Raw genomic sequence first — 17,420 nt, 5'->3', positions numbered from 1 at the left:
AGCGCCTGGCGCCTGCCGCAGGAGAAACGGTATCCGCGTCGCGCGAGACGCGCCTCGGCGGGTCCGGACCATGCCCTGAACCCGGCCGTAAGACACTGATGAGGGCCGTGATGTCAAGCCGCGCCGGAGGAACCCCTGGGGATGCCGGACCGGCTGGGGGAGAAGTCGGGGCTAGAACCCGCCCGCGTTCTGGTCGGCGTTAACCTTGCCGCCGGCCCGCGCCCGGCGCGCACTGTTGACCAGCTGGCCCGGGCGATCCTCGTGGTCGGGCCTCGCCGTCGCCAGCCGCAGCACGGCGGTGTAGCCGGGCTGCACCTCCATCCGATCGGCATGGCGGCTGCCGCTCAGGATGCGGTGGACGCGCGGCAGGTTGTAGCAAGGCACGTAGAACAGCAGATGATGCTCGAGGTGATAGTTCACGTAGTACGGCGCGATGAACAGGCGCTCGGGAAGATTGGCGTGCGTGGTGCGGGTGTTGCGCAAGGGATCGGCGCTGTCGGGCACGACGGCATGCTCGGCGATGTTGCGGATGCGGGTGATCACCATCATCCAGGTCAACAGCGGCACCAGCCACAACAGCGGATAGGCCCACCACACGCCCGCAGCGGCAAGGCCGACGAACAGCACCGCATTGGCCACGCATTGCGGACCGAGCTTGTCCCAGAAATGCGCGGCGCGCCGCGACAGCGGCCACTCCTTCGGCCCGAGCGCGTTGAGCAGTTGCGCCTTGCGCTGCTGGTAGCCGGTCTGCCCGGTGATGTCGCGGAAGAACTTTCGGCGATAGCTGAGCCGCGTGATCGGAAACGGCGCCGACAGCACGAGATCGGGGTCGTCCTCCTGCTGCGTCCGCGCGTGATGCTGCAGATGGTAGCGGCGATAGCTGCGGGTCTCGGCGAAGGTCGGATAGGCGCAGAACCACTGGCTCAGAAACAGGTTGGTCTTCTCGTCCGCCGACAGACAGCCATGCGCGCCATCATGCATCAGGACCGCAAGCCCGAGCTGGCGCGAGCCGATGATCGCGACCGCAAGCAGATAGGTGATCGGGTTGGGCCACCACGCCACCAGCGCGATCGCGCCGAAGATCAGCGCCCAGGCGTGCGCGATCAGCGCGACGCCCTTCCACGTCACGCGCTCGCGGACGGCGACCAGTTCGTCCTCGGTCAGGAAATCGCGGGCACGCATGCGAAGCGCGGTCATGAGCTGGTCTCCCCGTCGGTGGAGGATGAGGTGTCGCGGTCGCCGACCAGGCGAAGGCGCGTTGCGTCATTTGCAGACGTTGCGTTCGCCGGCGCCGCTGTTGCGGTCGCCTGCTCGCCGAGCGCGCGCAGCAACTCGCCGCACATCTCCTCGGCGGCGCGGCCCATCGCATAGCCTTCGACGATGACGCCGATCGCGATAGCCCAGAACCGCCGCGAGCTCTCTTCCGGCGCGCGCAGCGAGCGCCAACCGTGGCGCTCGACCTGGCCGGCATAAGCGCGCGCACCTTCGCTGTGCAGCCGCTCGATGGTGCGCTCGACCAGCGGCGCGAGATCCTGCCGCCGCCGCGTCAGCGTCAGCGCTTCGGCGAAGAACGCGACCGTATCCGTCGCGGTCACGGTCACGGCGAGCGCATGGGTGTAATCCCGCGGCGTGTGGGCCTTGAGCGCGGCCTGCTCGGTCGCGCGCGCGAGATACAGCATGTCGCGGCAGGCGGCCTCGACGAACAGCGCTTCCTTGGTGCGGAAATAATAGGTGATCTGGCTCGGGAAGGCGTCGGCTGCCGCCGCGATGTCGGAGATCGAGGTGCCGGAAAGCCCGCGCTCCTTGAACAGGGCGCTGGCGGCGTCGAGCAGCAAGGAGCGCATCTTGCGCCCCGCCGACCGGGTGGCGCGGACGGCGTGCTTCGGATCGGGCGCAGACATGCCGGTTGCGGTCTCGGAACCCATGATCGTCCTCCGTCGTTATTTGTATGATATACAAACAAAGAAATCAACGGGATTCGTGCTATAATTGGCGTCAAGGCTTGGCCGGAAGGCGTCCCACTCCGGCCAATGTAGCCCTGAGGATGCCCGGGACGCTTGCTTTCGCGGCCAAAATCCGTATAACCCGCGCCATTCGTGGGCTCCGGCCGGGAGCTGAACGGACGGTCTCAGCAAATTCACCCGTTGATTTTGATGTGGCAGGGCCAGTCGGCCCGTCGTCCCGTGCTCCCGCCTTCTGAGCAGCTCGAGTCCTTTCCGAAGGTCTCGAAGGGCTTGTCGCCGGAAACCGCGCCAACACTAGAAAGGACATCCATGCCTCTTTACGAGCATGTTTTTCTCGCGCGTCAGGACGCGAGCACCCAGCAGGTGGAAGAACTGACGACCCAGATGACGGGTATCGTCGAACAGGGCGGCGGCAAGGTCACCAAGACCGAGAGCTGGGGCGTGCGCTCCCTCACCTACCGCATGAACAAGAACCGCAAGGCGCATTTCGTGCTGATGAACATCGACGCTCCGTCGGCTGTCGTCACCGAGATCGAGCGCCAGGAGCGGATCAACGAAGACGTCATCCGCTATCTCACCGTGCGCGTCGAAGAGCACGAGGAAGGCCCGTCGGCGATGATGCGCAAGGCCGATCGTGATCGCGAGCGCGATGATCGCGGCGGTGGTTTCCGCGGCGACCGCGAGGGCGGCTTCCGTGGTGACCGCGAGGGCGGCGGCTTCCGCGGCGACCGTGGTCCGCGCCGTCCGCGCGACGAAGAAGCTGCGACCGAGGAGTAATGAATCATGGCTGACGCTGGTGCCCGCCGTCCGTTTTTCCGTCGTCGCAAGTCCTGCCCGTTCACGGGCGCGAATGCGCCGAAGATCGACTACAAGGATTCCAAGCTGCTGATGCGTTACGTCTCCGAGCGCGGCAAGATCGTGCCGAGCCGCATCACGGCCGTTTCCGCCAAGAAGCAGCGTGAACTCGCCCGCGCCATCAAGCGCGCGCGGTTCCTCGGCCTCTTGCCCTACGTTATCCGCTAAACACTGCCGGCCGGCGGCGCGCGTCGCCGGCCGCTCATTCTCATAAGGCTTCCGGGTCGTTCCGGTCGCCGATGGTTGGGGTTCTCGAAGCAGGACCCCTAACCGCTCAAAGGGGGCGGGACAGCTGATGATCGCGTTACTCATCATTGCCATTGCGGCCGGCGCAGCGTCGGCGCTGATGTTCGCCTCGATCATCTCGGGCGCGCTCATCTCGCTGTTGCTGTTCTATCTCGCGCCGCTGCCGCTGACGGTGACGGCGCTGGGCTGGGGACCGCTTGCGGCGGCGATCGGCGGCATCGCTGCGGCCGCGAGCCTCGGCGCGATCTTCGGACTGCCCTACTCCATCGCCTTTGCCATCATGGTCGCGCTGCCCGCCTGGTGGCTCGGCCATCTCGCGCTGCTCGGACGTCCGATCGAGGGCTCGGCCGCTGAACACGACGGCGCTGAACCGGCGGCACCGCAGCTCGAATGGTATCCGGTGGGCCGTATCCTGGTCTGGATCGCGGCGTTCGCGATCATCACGACGATGGGCGCGCTGCTGACCCTCGGCACCGACGCCGACACCATCACGTCAGCGCTGCGGCGCGGCCTGCTGCGGGTCTTCAGTGCCACCAGTGCGCAGTCCGGCGAGATCGAACGCTTCGTCGACGTCGTGGTTATCGTTGCGCCGATCGCCGCGACCATCATCGCGATGGTCACGCTGACGATCAACCTGTGGCTCGCGGGCAAGGTCACGCAGACCTCGGGACGGTTGAACCGGCCCTGGCCGGAGCTCCGCTCCACCGAGCTGCCGCCGATGACGCTGGTCGCGCTGCTGGTGGCGATCGGCCTCAGCTTCGTCGGCGGCATCGTTGCCATGCTGGCGCAGATCGCCACGACGGCGCTGATCATCGCCTATGCGCTGGTCGGCTTCGCTGTGCTGCATACGCTGACGCTGGCGCTGCCGAGCCGCGGCTTCTGGCTCGTCGGCACCTACACCGTCGTCGTCATATTCGGCTGGCCGATCGTCGCGATGGTCGCGCTCGGCCTCGCCGACGCCGTGTTCGGATTGCGGCAGCGCTTCACCCGCGGCAGGCCGCCGCCGCTGCCTGCGTCCTGACCTCAGATCAAACCTCTTCAAGTCCAATACTTAGCATCTAAAGGAGAACCGAAATGGAAGTCATTCTGCTGGAGCGCGTCGCCAAGCTTGGCCAGATGGGCGAAGTCGTGCGCGTGCGTGACGGATTTGCCCGCAACTTCTTGCTGAAGCGCGGCAAGGCGCTGCGCGCCACCGAAGCCAACCGCGCCAAGTATGACGGCATGAAAGCCGAGCTCGAGGCCAACAACATCCAGGCCAAGGGCGAAGCCGCCAAGGTCGCCGAGAAGATCGACGGCCGCGACATCATCATCATCCGCCAGGCCTCCGAATCCGGCCAGCTGTTCGGCTCGGTCTCGGTGCGCGACATCGTCGCGGCGCTCGCGGCTGACGGCGTCAACGTGGCCCGCCCGCAGGTCTGGCTGGACTCGCCGATCAAGGTGATCGGCCAGCAGAAGGTCACGATCGCCGTGCACCCTGAGGTCGAAGCCAGCGTCACCGTGACGGTCGCCCGCTCCGCCGACGAGGCCGAGCGCATCAAGCGCGGCGAAGACATCTCGACCCGCCAGGAAGACCAGGACGCCGCCGCCGAGGCGCTCGCCGCCGCCGGCGAGTTCTTCGATCCGGAAGCCCAGCAGGACGACGCGGAGCCGGCGCCGGCCGCGACCGAAGAGCAGTAAGCGCTTCGCGGTTTTCACCACCCAATCGACTGAAGCCCGGCCCGATCAGGCCGGGCTTTGGATTCGTGCCGCCTTCACCTCGTCGAGCATCGCGATCGAGGCCAGCGCGGTTGCCGTGTGCTTCTCCTCGCCGTCGATCACGCAGAACACGTCGGCCGCCACCACCGCGACCTGCCGTCCCGGCTTGATCACCCGCGCGCGGCAGATCAGGCGATCGCCCGACGCCGGCGACAGCAGGTTCAGCTTGTACTCCGCCGTCAGCGCCGGCTGGCCGCGCGACGCCGCAGCCGCGATCGTCGTGGCGTTGTCGACGAGGAACGCCGTCACCCCGCCGTGGAACAGGCCGTTCTGCTGCAGCAGCTCGGGCCGCCGGTCGACGGCCAGCGTGCAGGCGCCGCGCGACAGCTCCGCCAGTTCGGCTCCGACATGGCCCATGAATCCCTGACGGCCGACACCCTCGCGGATCCGCGTTTCGATCGGGGCAAAGTCCGGATCGCTCTCGCTCATGATGCTTCTCCTTGTTGCGCGCCGGGCGCCACCACCGCGCGGACCGCGCAGGCGATCAGCGCTTCGGCCTGCTCGCGCGGATCGTCGCGGTTGCGGCCCGACAGATAGGCGCGGCAGAAGATCTGCGCCGGCCCGATGATCTGGCTCAGGAACACGGCCGCACTCATCGGCAGCAGCTCGCCGCTTGCAAGCCGCGGCGCGCGCCAGCGCTCGATGCCTTCGGCGAGCCGCGAGTTCTCGGCGCGCTGCGCGCCGCGCACCTCCTCGACCCACTCGCTGCGCGAAATCTCGAACAGGAAGCGCGCCTCGCGGCGGTTGCCCACGACCCAGTCGAGATGGGCATGGATCAGCCGCGCCACGCCCTCCTGCGCGCCGCAAGCTTCATCCACGGAGCAGATCATTGCGGCGTGGTAGCTCTGCAGGATCTCCAGGAACAGGGTCCCGGCGAGCTCCTTCTTGGAAGCGAAGAAGTGGAAGAAACTGCCGTTGGAGGCCCGCGCCCGGGTCCGGATCGCGGCCACCGTTGCACCGTCGAAGCCGTCGCGGTCGAATACCGCCAATCCCGCCGTCAGCAGATCCTCGCGCGCCGTGGTCACCGGGGCTTCCTCCCTGGATCACCACTCTAGAGTATTACTCTAGTGGCGGTCAAACGTCGACGCCGGCTCGGCCGGCGCGGCATCGGCGAACTACTTTGAAACGGGAGCCACGGGCGGACCGGCAGGGGCGCCGGTCGGCGCGGGCGGCAGCGGTGCCGTGGCGGTGACCGGAGGAGCAGGCGTCGGGGACGCGGCGGCGGCCGGACTTGGAGACGGCTCGGGCACGGCGGCCGCAGGGGCCGGTGTTACCGGGTCGGACCGCTCGCTGCCGGCGTTGCCCTTCGGGGCATCGACCTTGGCGCTGTCGGATTGGTCGGCGGGCTTCGCCGGCTTCTCGGTGTCGCCCTTGTCCTCGCTCTTCGATTCACTCTTGGGCGCGGAATCGGTCTTGGCCGATTGGCTCCTGGGCTCGTCCTTCGGCGTCTCGCTCCGGGCGCCCTCGTCGGACTTCGGCTCGTCGGCGGGCTTGCCGCGGCGGCCGAGCTTCTTGCGCGAGGGCTTGCCCTCGCTTGCGCCCTGCGGCTGGCCGTCGGCCGGCGTGGCGCCATCAGGCGTCTCGCTCGGGCGCGCCGCGCGCTTGGACCGGTGGCCGGGACGCGCTTCGCCCGGTGGCAGGCCGTCCGCGTCCGGTCTCACCGCCTCCTGCGGTGCCGCGCCCTGATGCTGCCGGCGCGCCGGACGCTCGGTCTGCTGCTCCGGCGGCTGGTTGGCTTCCTGGCGGGCGTCCCGGCCGCCCTTGGCGCCCCTCGGATGATCCTTGCCCTGATAGCGCGGGTCGGCTGCCCCGTTCGAAACCAGATAGGACGCGAGCACCCCGGCCATGTCGCTGGACGTGGTGTAGTGCTGGCGCAGGAAGCCCGGCAGTGAGCCGGCCGGAACCGACTTCAAGAGCCCGCGCGGGGTCTTGTGGCAGGCCGAGCAGGTCCCTGCGAAGATCTGGGAGGGGCTTTTGCCGGCTTCGAGATTTTGTGCATGTCCTGATCCTGCCGACAGGCAGCCAATCAGAAGCGTTACCGTCGCCAGACTGAGGGCTCGGCTCATCATTCCCCAGGTCTCCAAATCTTGGAAAAGCGCCGCCAGCGCTGCGTCGACCGGCTGCGGCGGTCACCTTTTATCCGATTATCGTTCGAATGGAAGCGCATCTATGACGCATGCACGGAATTGTCACATTTCGGAATATCGGCTTTGACGCCAACGCAGTAGCGCGTTCCAATTTCAAGCTTATCTTCATCAAAGGGTCGATATCGGAGCACCCAGCCCGGTATCGTGGGTTGAGCAGCTTGCCGTTCCGTTGGTGTTTCGATGGACCGATTGTTGCGATATTTCCTGGGGCACTTCATCCGTCGCGGGTCGATCACCTTCACGACCGCGAGCGGAGCGAAATTCACCTGCGGTGACGGCACCGGCGTACCGGTTGCCGCGCGGTTCATGACCAGGGCGGCCGAAGCCCGCATCCTCATCGACCCTGAGCTCTATCTCGGCGAAGCCTTCATGGATGGCACGTTCGTGGTGGAGCAAGGCACCATCGCCGACGTGCTGGCAGTGCTGATGGGCCAGGCGGCGATGCTGCCGAACTTTGCCAGATTGCAGGCATGGCTGCGCTTTCTCGGCCGGCGTGCCCAACAGCTCAACGTGCGAGGCCGCTCCAGGAACAACGTCGCCCGTCATTACGACCTCGACGGCCGCCTCTATTCGCTCTTCCTCGATGCGGACAAGCAATATAGCTGCGCCTATTTCGAGGCGCCCGACGCCTCGCTGGACGATGCCCAGCTCGCCAAGAAGCGCCACCTCGCCGCAAAGTTGCTGATCAAGCCCGGTCACCGCGTGCTCGACATCGGTTCCGGCTGGGGCGGCCTCGGCCTCTATCTCGCCGAGATGAGCGGCGCCGACGTCACCGGCGTCACGCTGTCGACCGAGCAGCTCCAGATCTCCAACGCCCGCGCCGCCGAGCGGAATCTGTCGGCGCGCTTCCTGATGCAGGACTACCGCGACATCCCCGGCCCGTTCGACCGCATCGTCTCGGTCGGCATGTTCGAGCATGTCGGCGTCGCCTACTACGAGACCTTCTTCAAGCGCTGCGCCCAGCTCCTCAGCGAGGACGGCGTCATGATGCTGCATTCGATCGGCCGCTCGACCGGTCCCGATGTCACCAGCCCCTGGATCCGGAAGTACATCTTCCCCGGCGGCTACATCCCGGCGCTCTCGGAGGTCATGCCGGCGATCGAAAAGGCCGGATTGCTGGTCTGCGACATGGAGATACTGCGGCTGCACTATGCCGAGACGCTGAAAGCATGGCGCGACCGCTTCATGGCGCGGCGCGAGGAGGCGGTCCGGCTCTATGACGAGACCTTCGCCCGGATGTGGGAATTTTATCTGGCAGCCTCGGAGATGTCGTTCCGGGTGCAGAACATGATGAACTTCCAGCTCCAGCTCGCCAAGCGGCAGGGCATCGTGCCGATCACCCGCGACTATATCGGCCACGAGGAGGCCCGCCTGCGCCTCAAGGAAGCGGGCGCGGCCAAGCCGCGGCTCCAGCTCGCCGGCGAATAAATCCAATTGAAGAGTGCTAGTTGCGCAGGCTGTACGCCGACCCGTAATGGTCGAAGGTGAAGGCCGGACCGGCAAGATGGGCATATGCCGCCGAAACAGCCAGAGGATCGCAGGGAACCTGGCGGACCTCCGGGCGGGCCACCTCTTCCATGGCATCGATCAGCCGCGTCAGCCAGCGCGGGTCGAGGGCGGCAGCCCGCCCGACCGGAATTCGCGTTGCCTGAAACCGTTGTGCCATCGTCGCCGTATCTTCCCTGAGCGGAGACAATCCGGAAACCATCCGATCGTTCCCGCGACCATGCCGCAAAGAAATTGCGGCGCATGTGATCTGCTTCACAGAGCTCCGTTCCGGTCTGCAGTAGTGGTCCGCAATGACCCGAGAAACGCACCAGTCGATGTTGGACCCGCAGCGCGATATCGCGACCGACTACGCCCTGATCGCAACCGGTGTGGTGGCCGCCCTGGTCGCGCTCGCCTTCCTCATCTTGCTCTGAGGGACACGGGCGCCAACGGCCGCCGCACGTCTGAATGGGTCTTGCTGCCCTGAAAAAGGTTCAGGCCGCGCCGAATTTCCGCCACCGACATCGCCGGTCCCCACCCCTCGCCTGATTCCGGCCCAAACCCCGTCAAGCGGAATGCGCCCGGCCGTCCCGGATTCACACACCTCGTTGTGTGAATCGTGCATAAGGCACATCCCGTCTTTCGCTTCGTGCCGCGCTGGCGCTTGATCGCCGCCCCACACCCGAAAATCGCAGCAACGCCAAAATCAGAAGAATAAGCTTGTCCATGGCCCTGATTGATTCGAACGTCCACAAGCTCCCGACCGACGCCGCCGCCCCGGCCTATCGAAGTGCGCCGCACAACATCGAAGCGGAACAGGGCCTGCTGGGCGCGATCCTGGTCAACAATGACGCGTTCTACCGGGTCTCGGACTTCCTCGAGCCGAAGCACTTCTTCGAGCCGCTGCACCAGACCATCTTTGAGACCGCCGGCTCGCTGATCCGGATGGGCAAGGTCGCCACCCCGGTGACGCTGAAGACCTTCCTGCCCGGCGACACCGACATCGGCGGCATGACGGTCAGCCAATACCTCGCGCGCCTTGCCGCCGAAGCCACCACCATCATCAACGCGCAGGACTACGGCCGTACCGTCTACGACCTCAGCCTGCGCCGCAACCTGATCCAGATCGGCGAGGACATCGTCAACGTCGCCTACGATGCGCCGGTCGATTTCGCGCCGCGCGCCCAGATCGAGGACGCCGAGCGGCAGCTCTACAGCCTCGCCGAAACCGGCCGCTACGACGGCGGCTTCCAGCGCTTCGCGCAGGCGCTGACCATCGCGGTCGACATGGCGGCCAAAGCGTTCCAGCGCGACGGCAAACTGTCGGGTATCTCGACCGGCCTGCGCGACCTTGACGCCAAGATGGGCGGCCTGCAGCCGTCCGACCTCATCATCCTCGCCGGCCGTCCCGGCATGGGCAAGACCTCGCTCGCCACCAACATCGCCTACAACATCGCTAGGGCCTATGTCGGCGAGGTGCAGGCGGACGGCACCACCAAGGCGGTCAATGGCGGTTCGGTCGGCTTCTTCTCCTGCGAAATGAGCGGCGAGCAGCTGGCCACGCGTATTCTGGCCGAACGCACCGGCATTCCCTCGAGCTCGATCCGCCGCGGCGGCATCTCCGAGCTCGATTTCGAGAAGATCCGCGACTGCTCGATCGAGCTGCAGTCGCTGCCGTTCTACGTCGACGAAACCGGCGGCCTCTCGATCTCGCAGCTCACCGCGCGCGCCCGCCGCCTGAAGCGGCAGAAGGGCCTCGACCTCATCGTGATCGACTACATCCAGCTGCTGCAGGGTTCGGGCAAGAAAGGCACCGACAACCGGGTGCAGGAAATCACCGAGATCACCACCAACCTGAAGGCGCTGGCGAAGGAGTTGAACGTCCCGATCATCGCCCTGTCGCAGCTGTCGCGTCAGGTCGAGAACCGCGACGACAAGCGGCCGCAGCTCTCCGACCTCCGTGAATCCGGCTCGATCGAGCAGGACGCCGACGTCGTAATCTTCGTCTATCGCGAGGAATACTACCTCGCCAACAAGGAGCCGCGGCCCGGCACGCCCGAGCACGAGAAGTGGCAGATGGAAATGGGCCTCGCCCATGGCAAGGCCGAAGTCATCATCGGCAAGCAGCGCCACGGTCCGACCGGCACCGTCGACCTGCACTTCGAAGCCAGCGTCACCCGGTTCGGCGATCTCGCGCCGGACGGCCAGGTTCCCGATCGCGGTTACTAAAGCGTTTTCGGACGACGGACGATTGCGTCGCGACCTGACGCGGTTGAACGGTGCAGGCTGCGCGCGTACAACTGACGCATGAGCATCAATACCGACGTGAAATCGCAGCTGACGCCCGAAGCCAATCTGCTGGCGGCCCATCCGGCCGCCACCGGCATCCTCACGATCGATCTCGACGCCATCGTCGCCAACTGGCGCAAGCTCGAGAAAACCGCGGTGCCGGCCGAATGCGCCGCCGTGGTCAAGGCCAATGCCTATGGCTGCGGCGCTGCCGAGGTTTCGCGCGCGCTGGCCAATGCCGGCTGCAAGACCTTCTTCGTCGCCAATGTCGAGGAGGCCGCCGCCGTCCGCGCCGCCGTGCCCCAGGCGACCGTGTATTCGCTCGGCGGCTTCTTCCAGCAGACCGGCGATGCCTACGCCAAGATCGACTGCAAGCCTGTCATCGGCGATCTCAACGAGCTCGCGGAATGGGACGTGTTCTGCCGCCGCTCCGGCTGGTCCGGCGGTGCTGCGATCCATATCGACACCGGGATGAACCGGCTCGGGCTGACGGTGAGCGAGGCGCAAGGCATCATCCCGCGCATCAATGCCGGCGACCACGGCATCACGCTGGTGATGAGCCACCTCGCCTCCGCCGAGCTGCTCAACAATCCCGCCAATGCCAAACAGCTCTCGGCGTTCCGCGAGATCGCCAGCCTTTTCACCGGCGTGCCGGCGTCGCTGGCGAATTCCTCCGGCTGCTTCCTCGGCGCCCAGTTCCAGTTCGACATCGTGCGGCCGGGCGCGGCGCTCTACGGCGTCAACCCGACGCCGGAAGCCGACAACCCGATGCAGCAGGTGGTCGACCTCAAGGCGCGCATCGTGCAGATACGCAACATCGACCGCGGCGAGACCGTCGGCTATGGCGGCACCTGGACCGCGCGGCGGCCGACCCGGCTCGCCATCGTCGCGGCGGGTTATGCCGACGGCTATTTCCGTGCCGCCAGCGCCAATGACGGCACCCGCGGCGCCGAAGTCGTGGTCGCCGGCAAGCGCTGTCCGATCGCCGGCCGCGTCTCGATGGACCTGATCGCGGTCGACGTCACCGATCTCGACAAGAGCGCGGTGCGCCGCGGCCATATGGTGACGCTGATCGGCGAAGGCATCACGGTCGACGAGGTCGCGCATCACTTCGGCACCATCGGCTACGAGGTGCTGACCAGCCTCGGCCGCCGCTTTGTGCGCATCTACAAAGGCGGCGAGGCCGTTGTCGCGAAGGACGAGCCCGCCGCAGCGACGACCGAGGCGGTCGCCAGCCAGCCGACCGCAGCCCCAGCGCCCGCGACACCTCCGGCATTGCCCGAAGCAGCGGCATTGCCGGCAACACCCGCCGCGCCGCCGCCGCTGCCGGCAAGCTGACCCGGCTCGCGATCGATTGTTTGCATGAAGATCGCGACCTTCAACATCAACAACGTCAACCGCCGCCTGCCCAACCTGCTGCGCTGGCTGAAGGCGGCGAAGCCCGACGTCGTCAGCCTGCAAGAGTTGAAAGCCTCCGACGCCGAGTTTCCGGTCGCCGCGATCGAGAAGGCCGGCTATGGCGCGGTGTGGCAGGGCCAGAAGACCTGGAACGGCGTTGCCATCCTCGCGCGCAAGGCTGAGCCGGTCCTGATCCGCACCGCCCTGCCCGGCGACCGCGACGATCACGAGGCGCGCTACATCGAGGCTGCGGTGCGCGGCATCGTCGTCACCAGTCTTTATCTGCCGAACGGCAATCCGCAGCCGGGGCCGAAGTTCGACTACAAGCTCGCGTGGTTCAAGCGGTTGCGCGCCCACGCCGCAAAACTGCTCAAGCAGGATGTCCCGGTCGTGCTCGCCGGCGACTACAATGTCGCGCCGACGCCTCTCGACATCTATCCGACGCGCTCCTGGGACAAGGACGCGCTGATCCAGCCGAAGAGCCGCGCCGCGTTCAAGTCGTTGGTCGATCAGGGCTGGTGCGATGCGATCCGCACGCTGCATCCTGACGATCAGATGTTCACCTTCTGGGACTACAAGCGCAACCGCTGGCCGCGCGATGCCGGCTTGCGGCTCGATCATCTCCTGCTCAGCCCCACAGTAGCGGCGCGCCTCGTGAAAGCCGGCGTCGACCGCGATGCGCGCGGCGAGGAAGGCGCAAGCGACCACGCGCCGGCGTGGGTAGTGTTGAAGTAATGCGATGAGCGCGCAACATCCACCGCCGTCGTCCCTGCTTTCGCAGGACGACGGCGAGGTTGTTGCCCGATCACCAGCCACACAACGCGGCGTCATCACCCGGCTTGACCGGGTGATCCAGTATTCCAGAGACAGCAGTGCTTGAGCCGATAGGCCGCGGCGTACTGGATCGCCCGGTCAAGCCGGGCGATCGGGATGGGGATGCAAATTCGCATGCTCGCGATAGTACGTAGATGGGTAGAGCGAAGCGAAACCCATCCCACGACGCTGGGTAGGGACGACTGCGAGGTTGTTGCCCGATCACTAGCCACACAACGCGGTGTCATCACCCGGCTTGACCGGGTGATCCAGTATTCCAGAGGCAGCAGTGCCTGAACCGATAGGCCGCGGCGTACCGGATCGCCCGGTCAAGCCGGGCGATGACAGTTGTGGGTGGGGCGATGGATTCCCGGCTCTCGCCCTCAGATCCGCAATTGCGCACCGGGCAATGACGAGACTTGTGCCGACTCGCCCGACGAGGCCACAGTGCGCGCCTTCCGCGAAACGCGGCTGCTGGAGTTCTGAAGCGGTGGGCTACGTCTTCGTCCTGATGGTCGGCCTGGTCGCCGGCACCATTTCCGGCATCGTCGGCACCGGCTCGTCGATCATGCTAATGCCGGTGCTGGTCTATCAGTTCGGGCCGAAGCAGGCGGTGCCGATCATGGCTGTCGCCGCCGTGATGGCCAATCTCTCGCGCATCCTGGCCTGGTGGCGCGACGTCGACTGGCGCGCCTGCGCCGCGTATTCGATCACGGGCATTCCGGCGGCCGCGCTCGGCGCGCGCACGCTGCTGGCGCTGCCCTCGCATACCGTCGATATCGCGATCGGCGCATTCCTGATCGCGATGGTGCCGGTGCGGCACTGGCTGGCGCGGCACCACCTCAAGGCCAACCTCTGGCACCTGATGATCGGTGGCGCGCTGATCGGCTACCTCACCGGCATCGTGGCATCGACCGGCCCGCTCAGCGTGCCGCTGTTCCTGTTCTACGGCCTCTCCAAAGGCGCATTCCTCGCCACCGAAGCGGCAAGCTCGCTCGGGCTCTATGCGAGCAAATCGGTGACGTTCGAGCGCTTCGGCGCGCTGACCTCCGACGTCGCGCTGAAAGGCCTGATCGCCGGCTCATCGCTGATGGCCGGCGCCTTCGTCGCAAAGCGTTTCGTGCTGCATCTGAAGCCCGAATCCTTCCGCCTGATCATGGACGGAATCATGCTCGCGGCCGGCGTGGCACTGCTGTGGTCGGCGGCGACGTCCTGAAGCTGCGTCGCCGGCAAAGTCATTTGACCGGCGTCTGCGCCGCGATCAATGGATTGCCGTCCGAGCTGCGGATCGTGAGCTGCACCGGCTCGCCACCCGCGGCAGGCGGAACCGGCGCGACAATGCGGTTTCCGTTCTTCGGGTCTGGCATCACCGTCTGATTGAACAACACCACGTCGCTCTGTTTCAAAGTGACCAGGAGCGGCACCTCCGGAACGATGCTGAAGAACTCCAGCCTGACGGTGGACCGGTCGGCCGCAAGGTTGATCAGGATATTCTCGTTTGCCTGCGTCACGTCGCTCATGCCGACGGTCGGGCTGTAGGTCTCGGCGATGGAGACCTCGCCCGACGCCGGCAAGCGCGCGGAATGGAAGAACTGGTCCGAGACGCCGCCCCACAATTCGACATAGGGCTGCGCTTCGCTCGGCGCCTTGCGGGGATCAGCCTGGCCGGTGAACGACGGAAAGCCCCACGTCCACATCTTCAGACCCCGCGTCACCGAGTTGTCGGCGATGCGGATGATCCCCTCCTCGTTGTCGTGGTTGATCACGCCCCAGAAATTGCCGCCCTGCATGTCGGGCGCGGCATAGGCGATGCCCATCGACGGCCAGTTCCTGAACCAGCGCAGCTTTTCGAAGCGGTAGGCGCCTGCCTCCGCACGCACATCGCCGGCGGCGATGTTGGCCGACCATGCCGGCGTGGTGTAGGTCGCAACCGGCGCGATGATCTCGGCGCCGGCGATGGTGTGCGGACGCTCCGGATCGGATCCCGGCGCCAGCGTGGTGCAGGTCCAGTACTCGTAGTCGATCGACCTGGGTTGCGTGTTCCGCAGCACGAGGCGCGCATCGAGCGCGGCGCGATCGGCTTTGAGCGTGACGTAATAAGTCGCCGCGATCCCTCGCTCGCCGGTGAATTTCCTTGGAGCGGCGGCAAACGCAAAATCGTCCGTGATCGACATCGCCACCGTCACTTCGGATGCGGTCTGCGTCACGACGCGAAAATCCCAAGGCTTCAGCCAGGTGCGGCCGTGCTCGGGATCCGGAAAGGTCGGAAAGATGCCGCCATACACCATCAGCCAGTCGTAATAGAAATTGCCGGCCTTCATGCCGTAGGGCACGCCGACCTCGGTGCGGTAGAGCTGCTCGTGACCGGTCGGCTTGTAGACGATGGACAGGATGCGCCCACCGAATTCGGGCACCAGGGTCACCTTCAGATAGCGGTTCTCGAGCACATGGGCGCGAAACGTGCGGTCGACGATCACGGTCTTGTCGAGCGAGCCGTCGACGAAGCCGTTGTCTTCAGTGGTCGCGTATTTGACCGTGCTCCAGCTGATGGTCCGTTCGCTGAGCGCGACAGGCTGCGGCTCCGGCGACGCGGCACGAACGAGAGTCGGACATATGATCGTCAAAGCCAGAATGGCCGCGAGACGACTGCGGATAATTTTGCCGGCATCATGACGCGCCATGAATGTCGCCCTTCGCTGCGGTCGCTATGCATTCCACCCGACGAATACCATTCGACGACGCGCTTGTGCTATCGATAGCGGGTCAAGCTCGCGCAACGGACCCGCTTGACGCTCCGACGCGATCGAGCATTGCCGTCCCGCGATCCATGCTATGGAGAGAAGACGGATTCGATCTCATGGCCAAATCGACAGTCTCCTTCGTCTGCCAGAACTGCGGCGCGGCGTATAATCGCTGGCAGGGCAAGTGCGAGTCCTGCGGCGAGTGGAACACGCTGGCCGAGGAGGACACGACGGGCTCGGTGCCGGTCTCGATCCGCAGCAAGCGCAAGGGCCGGACGTTCGCGCTGGAATCGCTGTCGGGCAAGACCCAGGACGCGCCGCGGCTGTCGTCGGGGATGGCCGAGCTCGACCGCGTCACCGGCGGCGGGTTCGTGCGCGGCTCGGTGCTTTTGGTCGGCGGCGATCCCGGCATCGGCAAGTCGACCCTCCTGACCCAGGCCACCAGCATGATGGCGCGCGCCGGGCACCGCGCGGTCTACATCTCCGGCGAAGAGGCGGTGGCGCAGGTGCGGCTGCGGGCCGAGCGGCTCGGACTGGCCGATGCGCCGGTGCAGCTGGCATCCGAGACCTCGGTCGAGGACATCGTCTCGACCCTGTCGGAAGGCGCGGTGCCGCGGCTGATCGTGATCGATTCGATCCAGACCATGTGGACCGACACCGTCGAGTCCGCGCCCGGCACCGTCACTCAGGTGCGCGCCTCCGCGCAGGCGCTGATTCGCTTTGCCAAGAAGACCGGGGCCGCGATTATCCTGGTCGGCCATGTGACCAAGGACGGCCAGATCGCCGGCCCCCGCGTGGTCGAGCACATGGTCGATGCCGTGCTTTCATTCGAGGGCGAGGGCTCGCAGCAGTTCCGCATCCTGCGCTCGGTGAAGAACCGGTTCGGCGCGACCGACGAGATCGGCGTGTTCGAGATGACGGGCTTGGGCCTGCGCGAAGTCACCAACCCCTCGGAACTGTTCCTGTCCGAGCGCGACCTCGGCAGCCCCGGCACGGCGGTGTTCGCCGGCATCGAGGGCACCCGCCCGGTGCTGGTCGAGTTGCAGGCGCTGGTGGCGCCGACCTCGCTCGGCACGCCGCGCCGCGCCGTGGTCGGCTGGGACCCGAGCCGGCTGTCGATGGTGCTGGCGGTCCTCGAGGCGCATTGCGGCGTCAAGCTGTCCGGCCACGACGTCTACCTGAACGTCGCCGGCGGCCTGCGCATCCAGGAGCCGGCCGCCGACATGGCGGCGGCCGCGGCGCTGGTCTCCTCGCTGGTCAACGCGCCGCTGCCGACGGACGCGGTCTATTTCGGCGAAATATCGCTGTCCGGCGCGATCCGGCCGGTGGCGCAGACCCCGGCGCGGCTCAAGGAGGCCACCAAGCTCGGCTTCGGCCGCGCCATCCTGCCCGAATCGGCGCGTGGCGAGCCCGGCGGCGATGCCGGCCTCACCCTCAACAGCATCGGCAATCTGACCACGCTGGTCGCCGAAATCGCCGCGCGCGGTACGCCTCGGGGCAACCGGGGAACACCCAAGGGCGACCCGGGTCCCGGGAGTGCTGATCCGGCTGAGAAAAATGCCACACCGGCCCGATTCCGTCGGGATATCGGCTAAAGCAGGCGTGACGCGCCCTGCCCCCACCGCTATACATCCGCCGCGCGGGACAGGCGGCGTTCCGGCCTTGCCGGATGCCCCCGATGCGCCTCAATTTGGACGGCACCGACACGCCGATTCGCGAGAGTT

General features: G+C 66.5%; 18 protein-coding genes. 11 read left to right on the top strand and 7 right to left on the bottom strand.

The window, feature by feature from the left end:
* Positions 1-171: 171 nt before the first annotated feature.
* The gene (locus JQ633_RS11125) at positions 172-1,197 is read right to left on the bottom strand and encodes a fatty acid desaturase family protein (RefSeq protein WP_211985067.1); all 1,026 of its coding nucleotides are present in this window, start codon (positions 1,195-1,197) and stop codon (positions 172-174) included.
* Positions 1,194-1,925: a TetR/AcrR family transcriptional regulator C-terminal domain-containing protein gene (locus JQ633_RS11120; protein WP_211985066.1), complete on the bottom strand. Its 732-nt coding sequence runs from the start codon at positions 1,923-1,925 to the stop codon at positions 1,194-1,196. Before JQ633_RS11120 ends, JQ633_RS11125 begins: the two co-directional genes overlap by 4 nt.
* Before the next feature lie 348 nt (positions 1,926-2,273).
* Here JQ633_RS11120 and rpsF point away from each other — a divergent pair, with 348 nt between their 5' ends.
* From rpsF to rplI, 4 genes are all read left to right on the top strand, one after another.
* On the top strand, positions 2,274-2,741 hold the full coding sequence (rpsF, locus tag JQ633_RS11115) for a 30S ribosomal protein S6 (RefSeq protein ID WP_211985530.1): 468 nt from the start codon (positions 2,274-2,276) through the stop codon (positions 2,739-2,741).
* Positions 2,742-2,747: 6 nt separating this feature from the next.
* Positions 2,748-2,987 carry a 30S ribosomal protein S18 gene (gene rpsR, locus JQ633_RS11110; protein WP_016844287.1) on the top strand — a complete coding sequence of 80 codons (240 nt, stop codon included), beginning with the start codon at positions 2,748-2,750 and terminating at the stop codon, positions 2,985-2,987.
* Between the two features lie 127 nt (positions 2,988-3,114).
* The gene (locus JQ633_RS11105) at positions 3,115-4,086 is read left to right on the top strand and encodes a DUF2232 domain-containing protein (RefSeq protein WP_211985065.1); all 972 of its coding nucleotides are present in this window, start codon (positions 3,115-3,117) and stop codon (positions 4,084-4,086) included.
* 53 nt (positions 4,087-4,139) lie between these two features.
* Complete coding sequence (gene rplI / locus JQ633_RS11100) at positions 4,140-4,742, top strand: 50S ribosomal protein L9 (protein ID WP_211985064.1); 603 nt, start codon at positions 4,140-4,142, stop codon at positions 4,740-4,742.
* 45 nt (positions 4,743-4,787) lie between these two features.
* Here the strand turns inward: rplI and JQ633_RS11095 are convergent, their stop codons facing one another.
* From JQ633_RS11095 to JQ633_RS11085, 3 genes are all read right to left on the bottom strand, one after another.
* Positions 4,788-5,249, bottom strand: a complete 462-nt coding sequence (locus tag JQ633_RS11095; protein ID WP_211985063.1) for a PaaI family thioesterase — start codon at positions 5,247-5,249, stop codon at positions 4,788-4,790.
* Positions 5,246-5,845 (bottom strand): TetR/AcrR family transcriptional regulator, encoded by a 600-nt coding sequence (locus JQ633_RS11090; RefSeq protein WP_211985062.1) that lies wholly within the window; start codon positions 5,843-5,845, stop codon positions 5,246-5,248. Before JQ633_RS11090 ends, JQ633_RS11095 begins: the two co-directional genes overlap by 4 nt.
* Before the next feature lie 90 nt (positions 5,846-5,935).
* Positions 5,936-6,889, bottom strand: a complete 954-nt coding sequence (locus tag JQ633_RS11085; protein WP_211985061.1) for a hypothetical protein — start codon at positions 6,887-6,889, stop codon at positions 5,936-5,938.
* A 258-nt stretch (positions 6,890-7,147) separates the two neighbouring features.
* Here JQ633_RS11085 and JQ633_RS11080 point away from each other — a divergent pair, with 258 nt between their 5' ends.
* A complete protein-coding gene (locus JQ633_RS11080; protein ID WP_211985060.1) occupies positions 7,148-8,395 on the top strand; it encodes an SAM-dependent methyltransferase in 1,248 nt (415 codons plus the stop codon).
* 16 nt (positions 8,396-8,411) lie between these two features.
* Here the strand turns inward: JQ633_RS11080 and JQ633_RS11075 are convergent, their stop codons facing one another.
* Entirely contained in the window at positions 8,412-8,675 is a 264-nt protein-coding gene (locus JQ633_RS11075; RefSeq protein WP_211985059.1) for a hypothetical protein, read from the bottom strand.
* Positions 8,676-8,766: 91 nt separating this feature from the next.
* Between JQ633_RS11075 and JQ633_RS35425 the strand changes: the two genes are divergently transcribed.
* The 5 genes from JQ633_RS35425 (at position 8,767) to JQ633_RS11055 (ending at position 14,171) form a co-directional block, all read left to right on the top strand.
* Entirely contained in the window at positions 8,767-8,889 is a 123-nt protein-coding gene (locus JQ633_RS35425; RefSeq protein ID WP_283812771.1) for a hypothetical protein, read from the top strand.
* Between the two features lie 292 nt (positions 8,890-9,181).
* Entirely contained in the window at positions 9,182-10,684 is a 1,503-nt protein-coding gene (locus JQ633_RS11070) for a replicative DNA helicase (RefSeq protein ID WP_211985058.1), read from the top strand.
* A 78-nt stretch (positions 10,685-10,762) separates the two neighbouring features.
* Entirely contained in the window at positions 10,763-12,082 is a 1,320-nt protein-coding gene (gene alr / locus JQ633_RS11065; protein ID WP_211985057.1) for an alanine racemase, read from the top strand.
* 24 nt (positions 12,083-12,106) lie between these two features.
* Positions 12,107-12,877, top strand: a complete 771-nt coding sequence (gene xth / locus JQ633_RS11060; protein WP_211985056.1) for an exodeoxyribonuclease III — start codon at positions 12,107-12,109, stop codon at positions 12,875-12,877.
* Positions 12,878-13,445: 568 nt separating this feature from the next.
* On the top strand, positions 13,446-14,171 hold the full coding sequence (locus tag JQ633_RS11055) for a sulfite exporter TauE/SafE family protein (RefSeq protein WP_211985055.1): 726 nt from the start codon (positions 13,446-13,448) through the stop codon (positions 14,169-14,171).
* A 19-nt stretch (positions 14,172-14,190) separates the two neighbouring features.
* Here the strand turns inward: JQ633_RS11055 and JQ633_RS11050 are convergent, their stop codons facing one another.
* Positions 14,191-15,636, bottom strand: coding sequence for a DUF5107 domain-containing protein (locus tag JQ633_RS11050; protein WP_211985054.1), 1,446 nt, complete (start codon positions 15,634-15,636; stop codon positions 14,191-14,193).
* A gap of 176 nt (positions 15,637-15,812) precedes the next feature.
* Between JQ633_RS11050 and radA the strand changes: the two genes are divergently transcribed.
* Positions 15,813-17,291 carry a DNA repair protein RadA gene (gene radA, locus JQ633_RS11045; protein WP_211985053.1) on the top strand — a complete coding sequence of 493 codons (1,479 nt, stop codon included), beginning with the start codon at positions 15,813-15,815 and terminating at the stop codon, positions 17,289-17,291.
* The last annotated feature ends 129 nt before the right edge of the window (positions 17,292-17,420 follow it).

This window comes from Bradyrhizobium tropiciagri, from assembly GCF_018130505.1.
Classification (GTDB): Bacteria; Pseudomonadota; Alphaproteobacteria; order Rhizobiales; family Xanthobacteraceae; genus Bradyrhizobium; species Bradyrhizobium tropiciagri_B.
The sequence above is the reverse complement of the archived record's forward strand: the minus strand, read 5'-3'. Positions and strand labels throughout refer to the sequence as shown.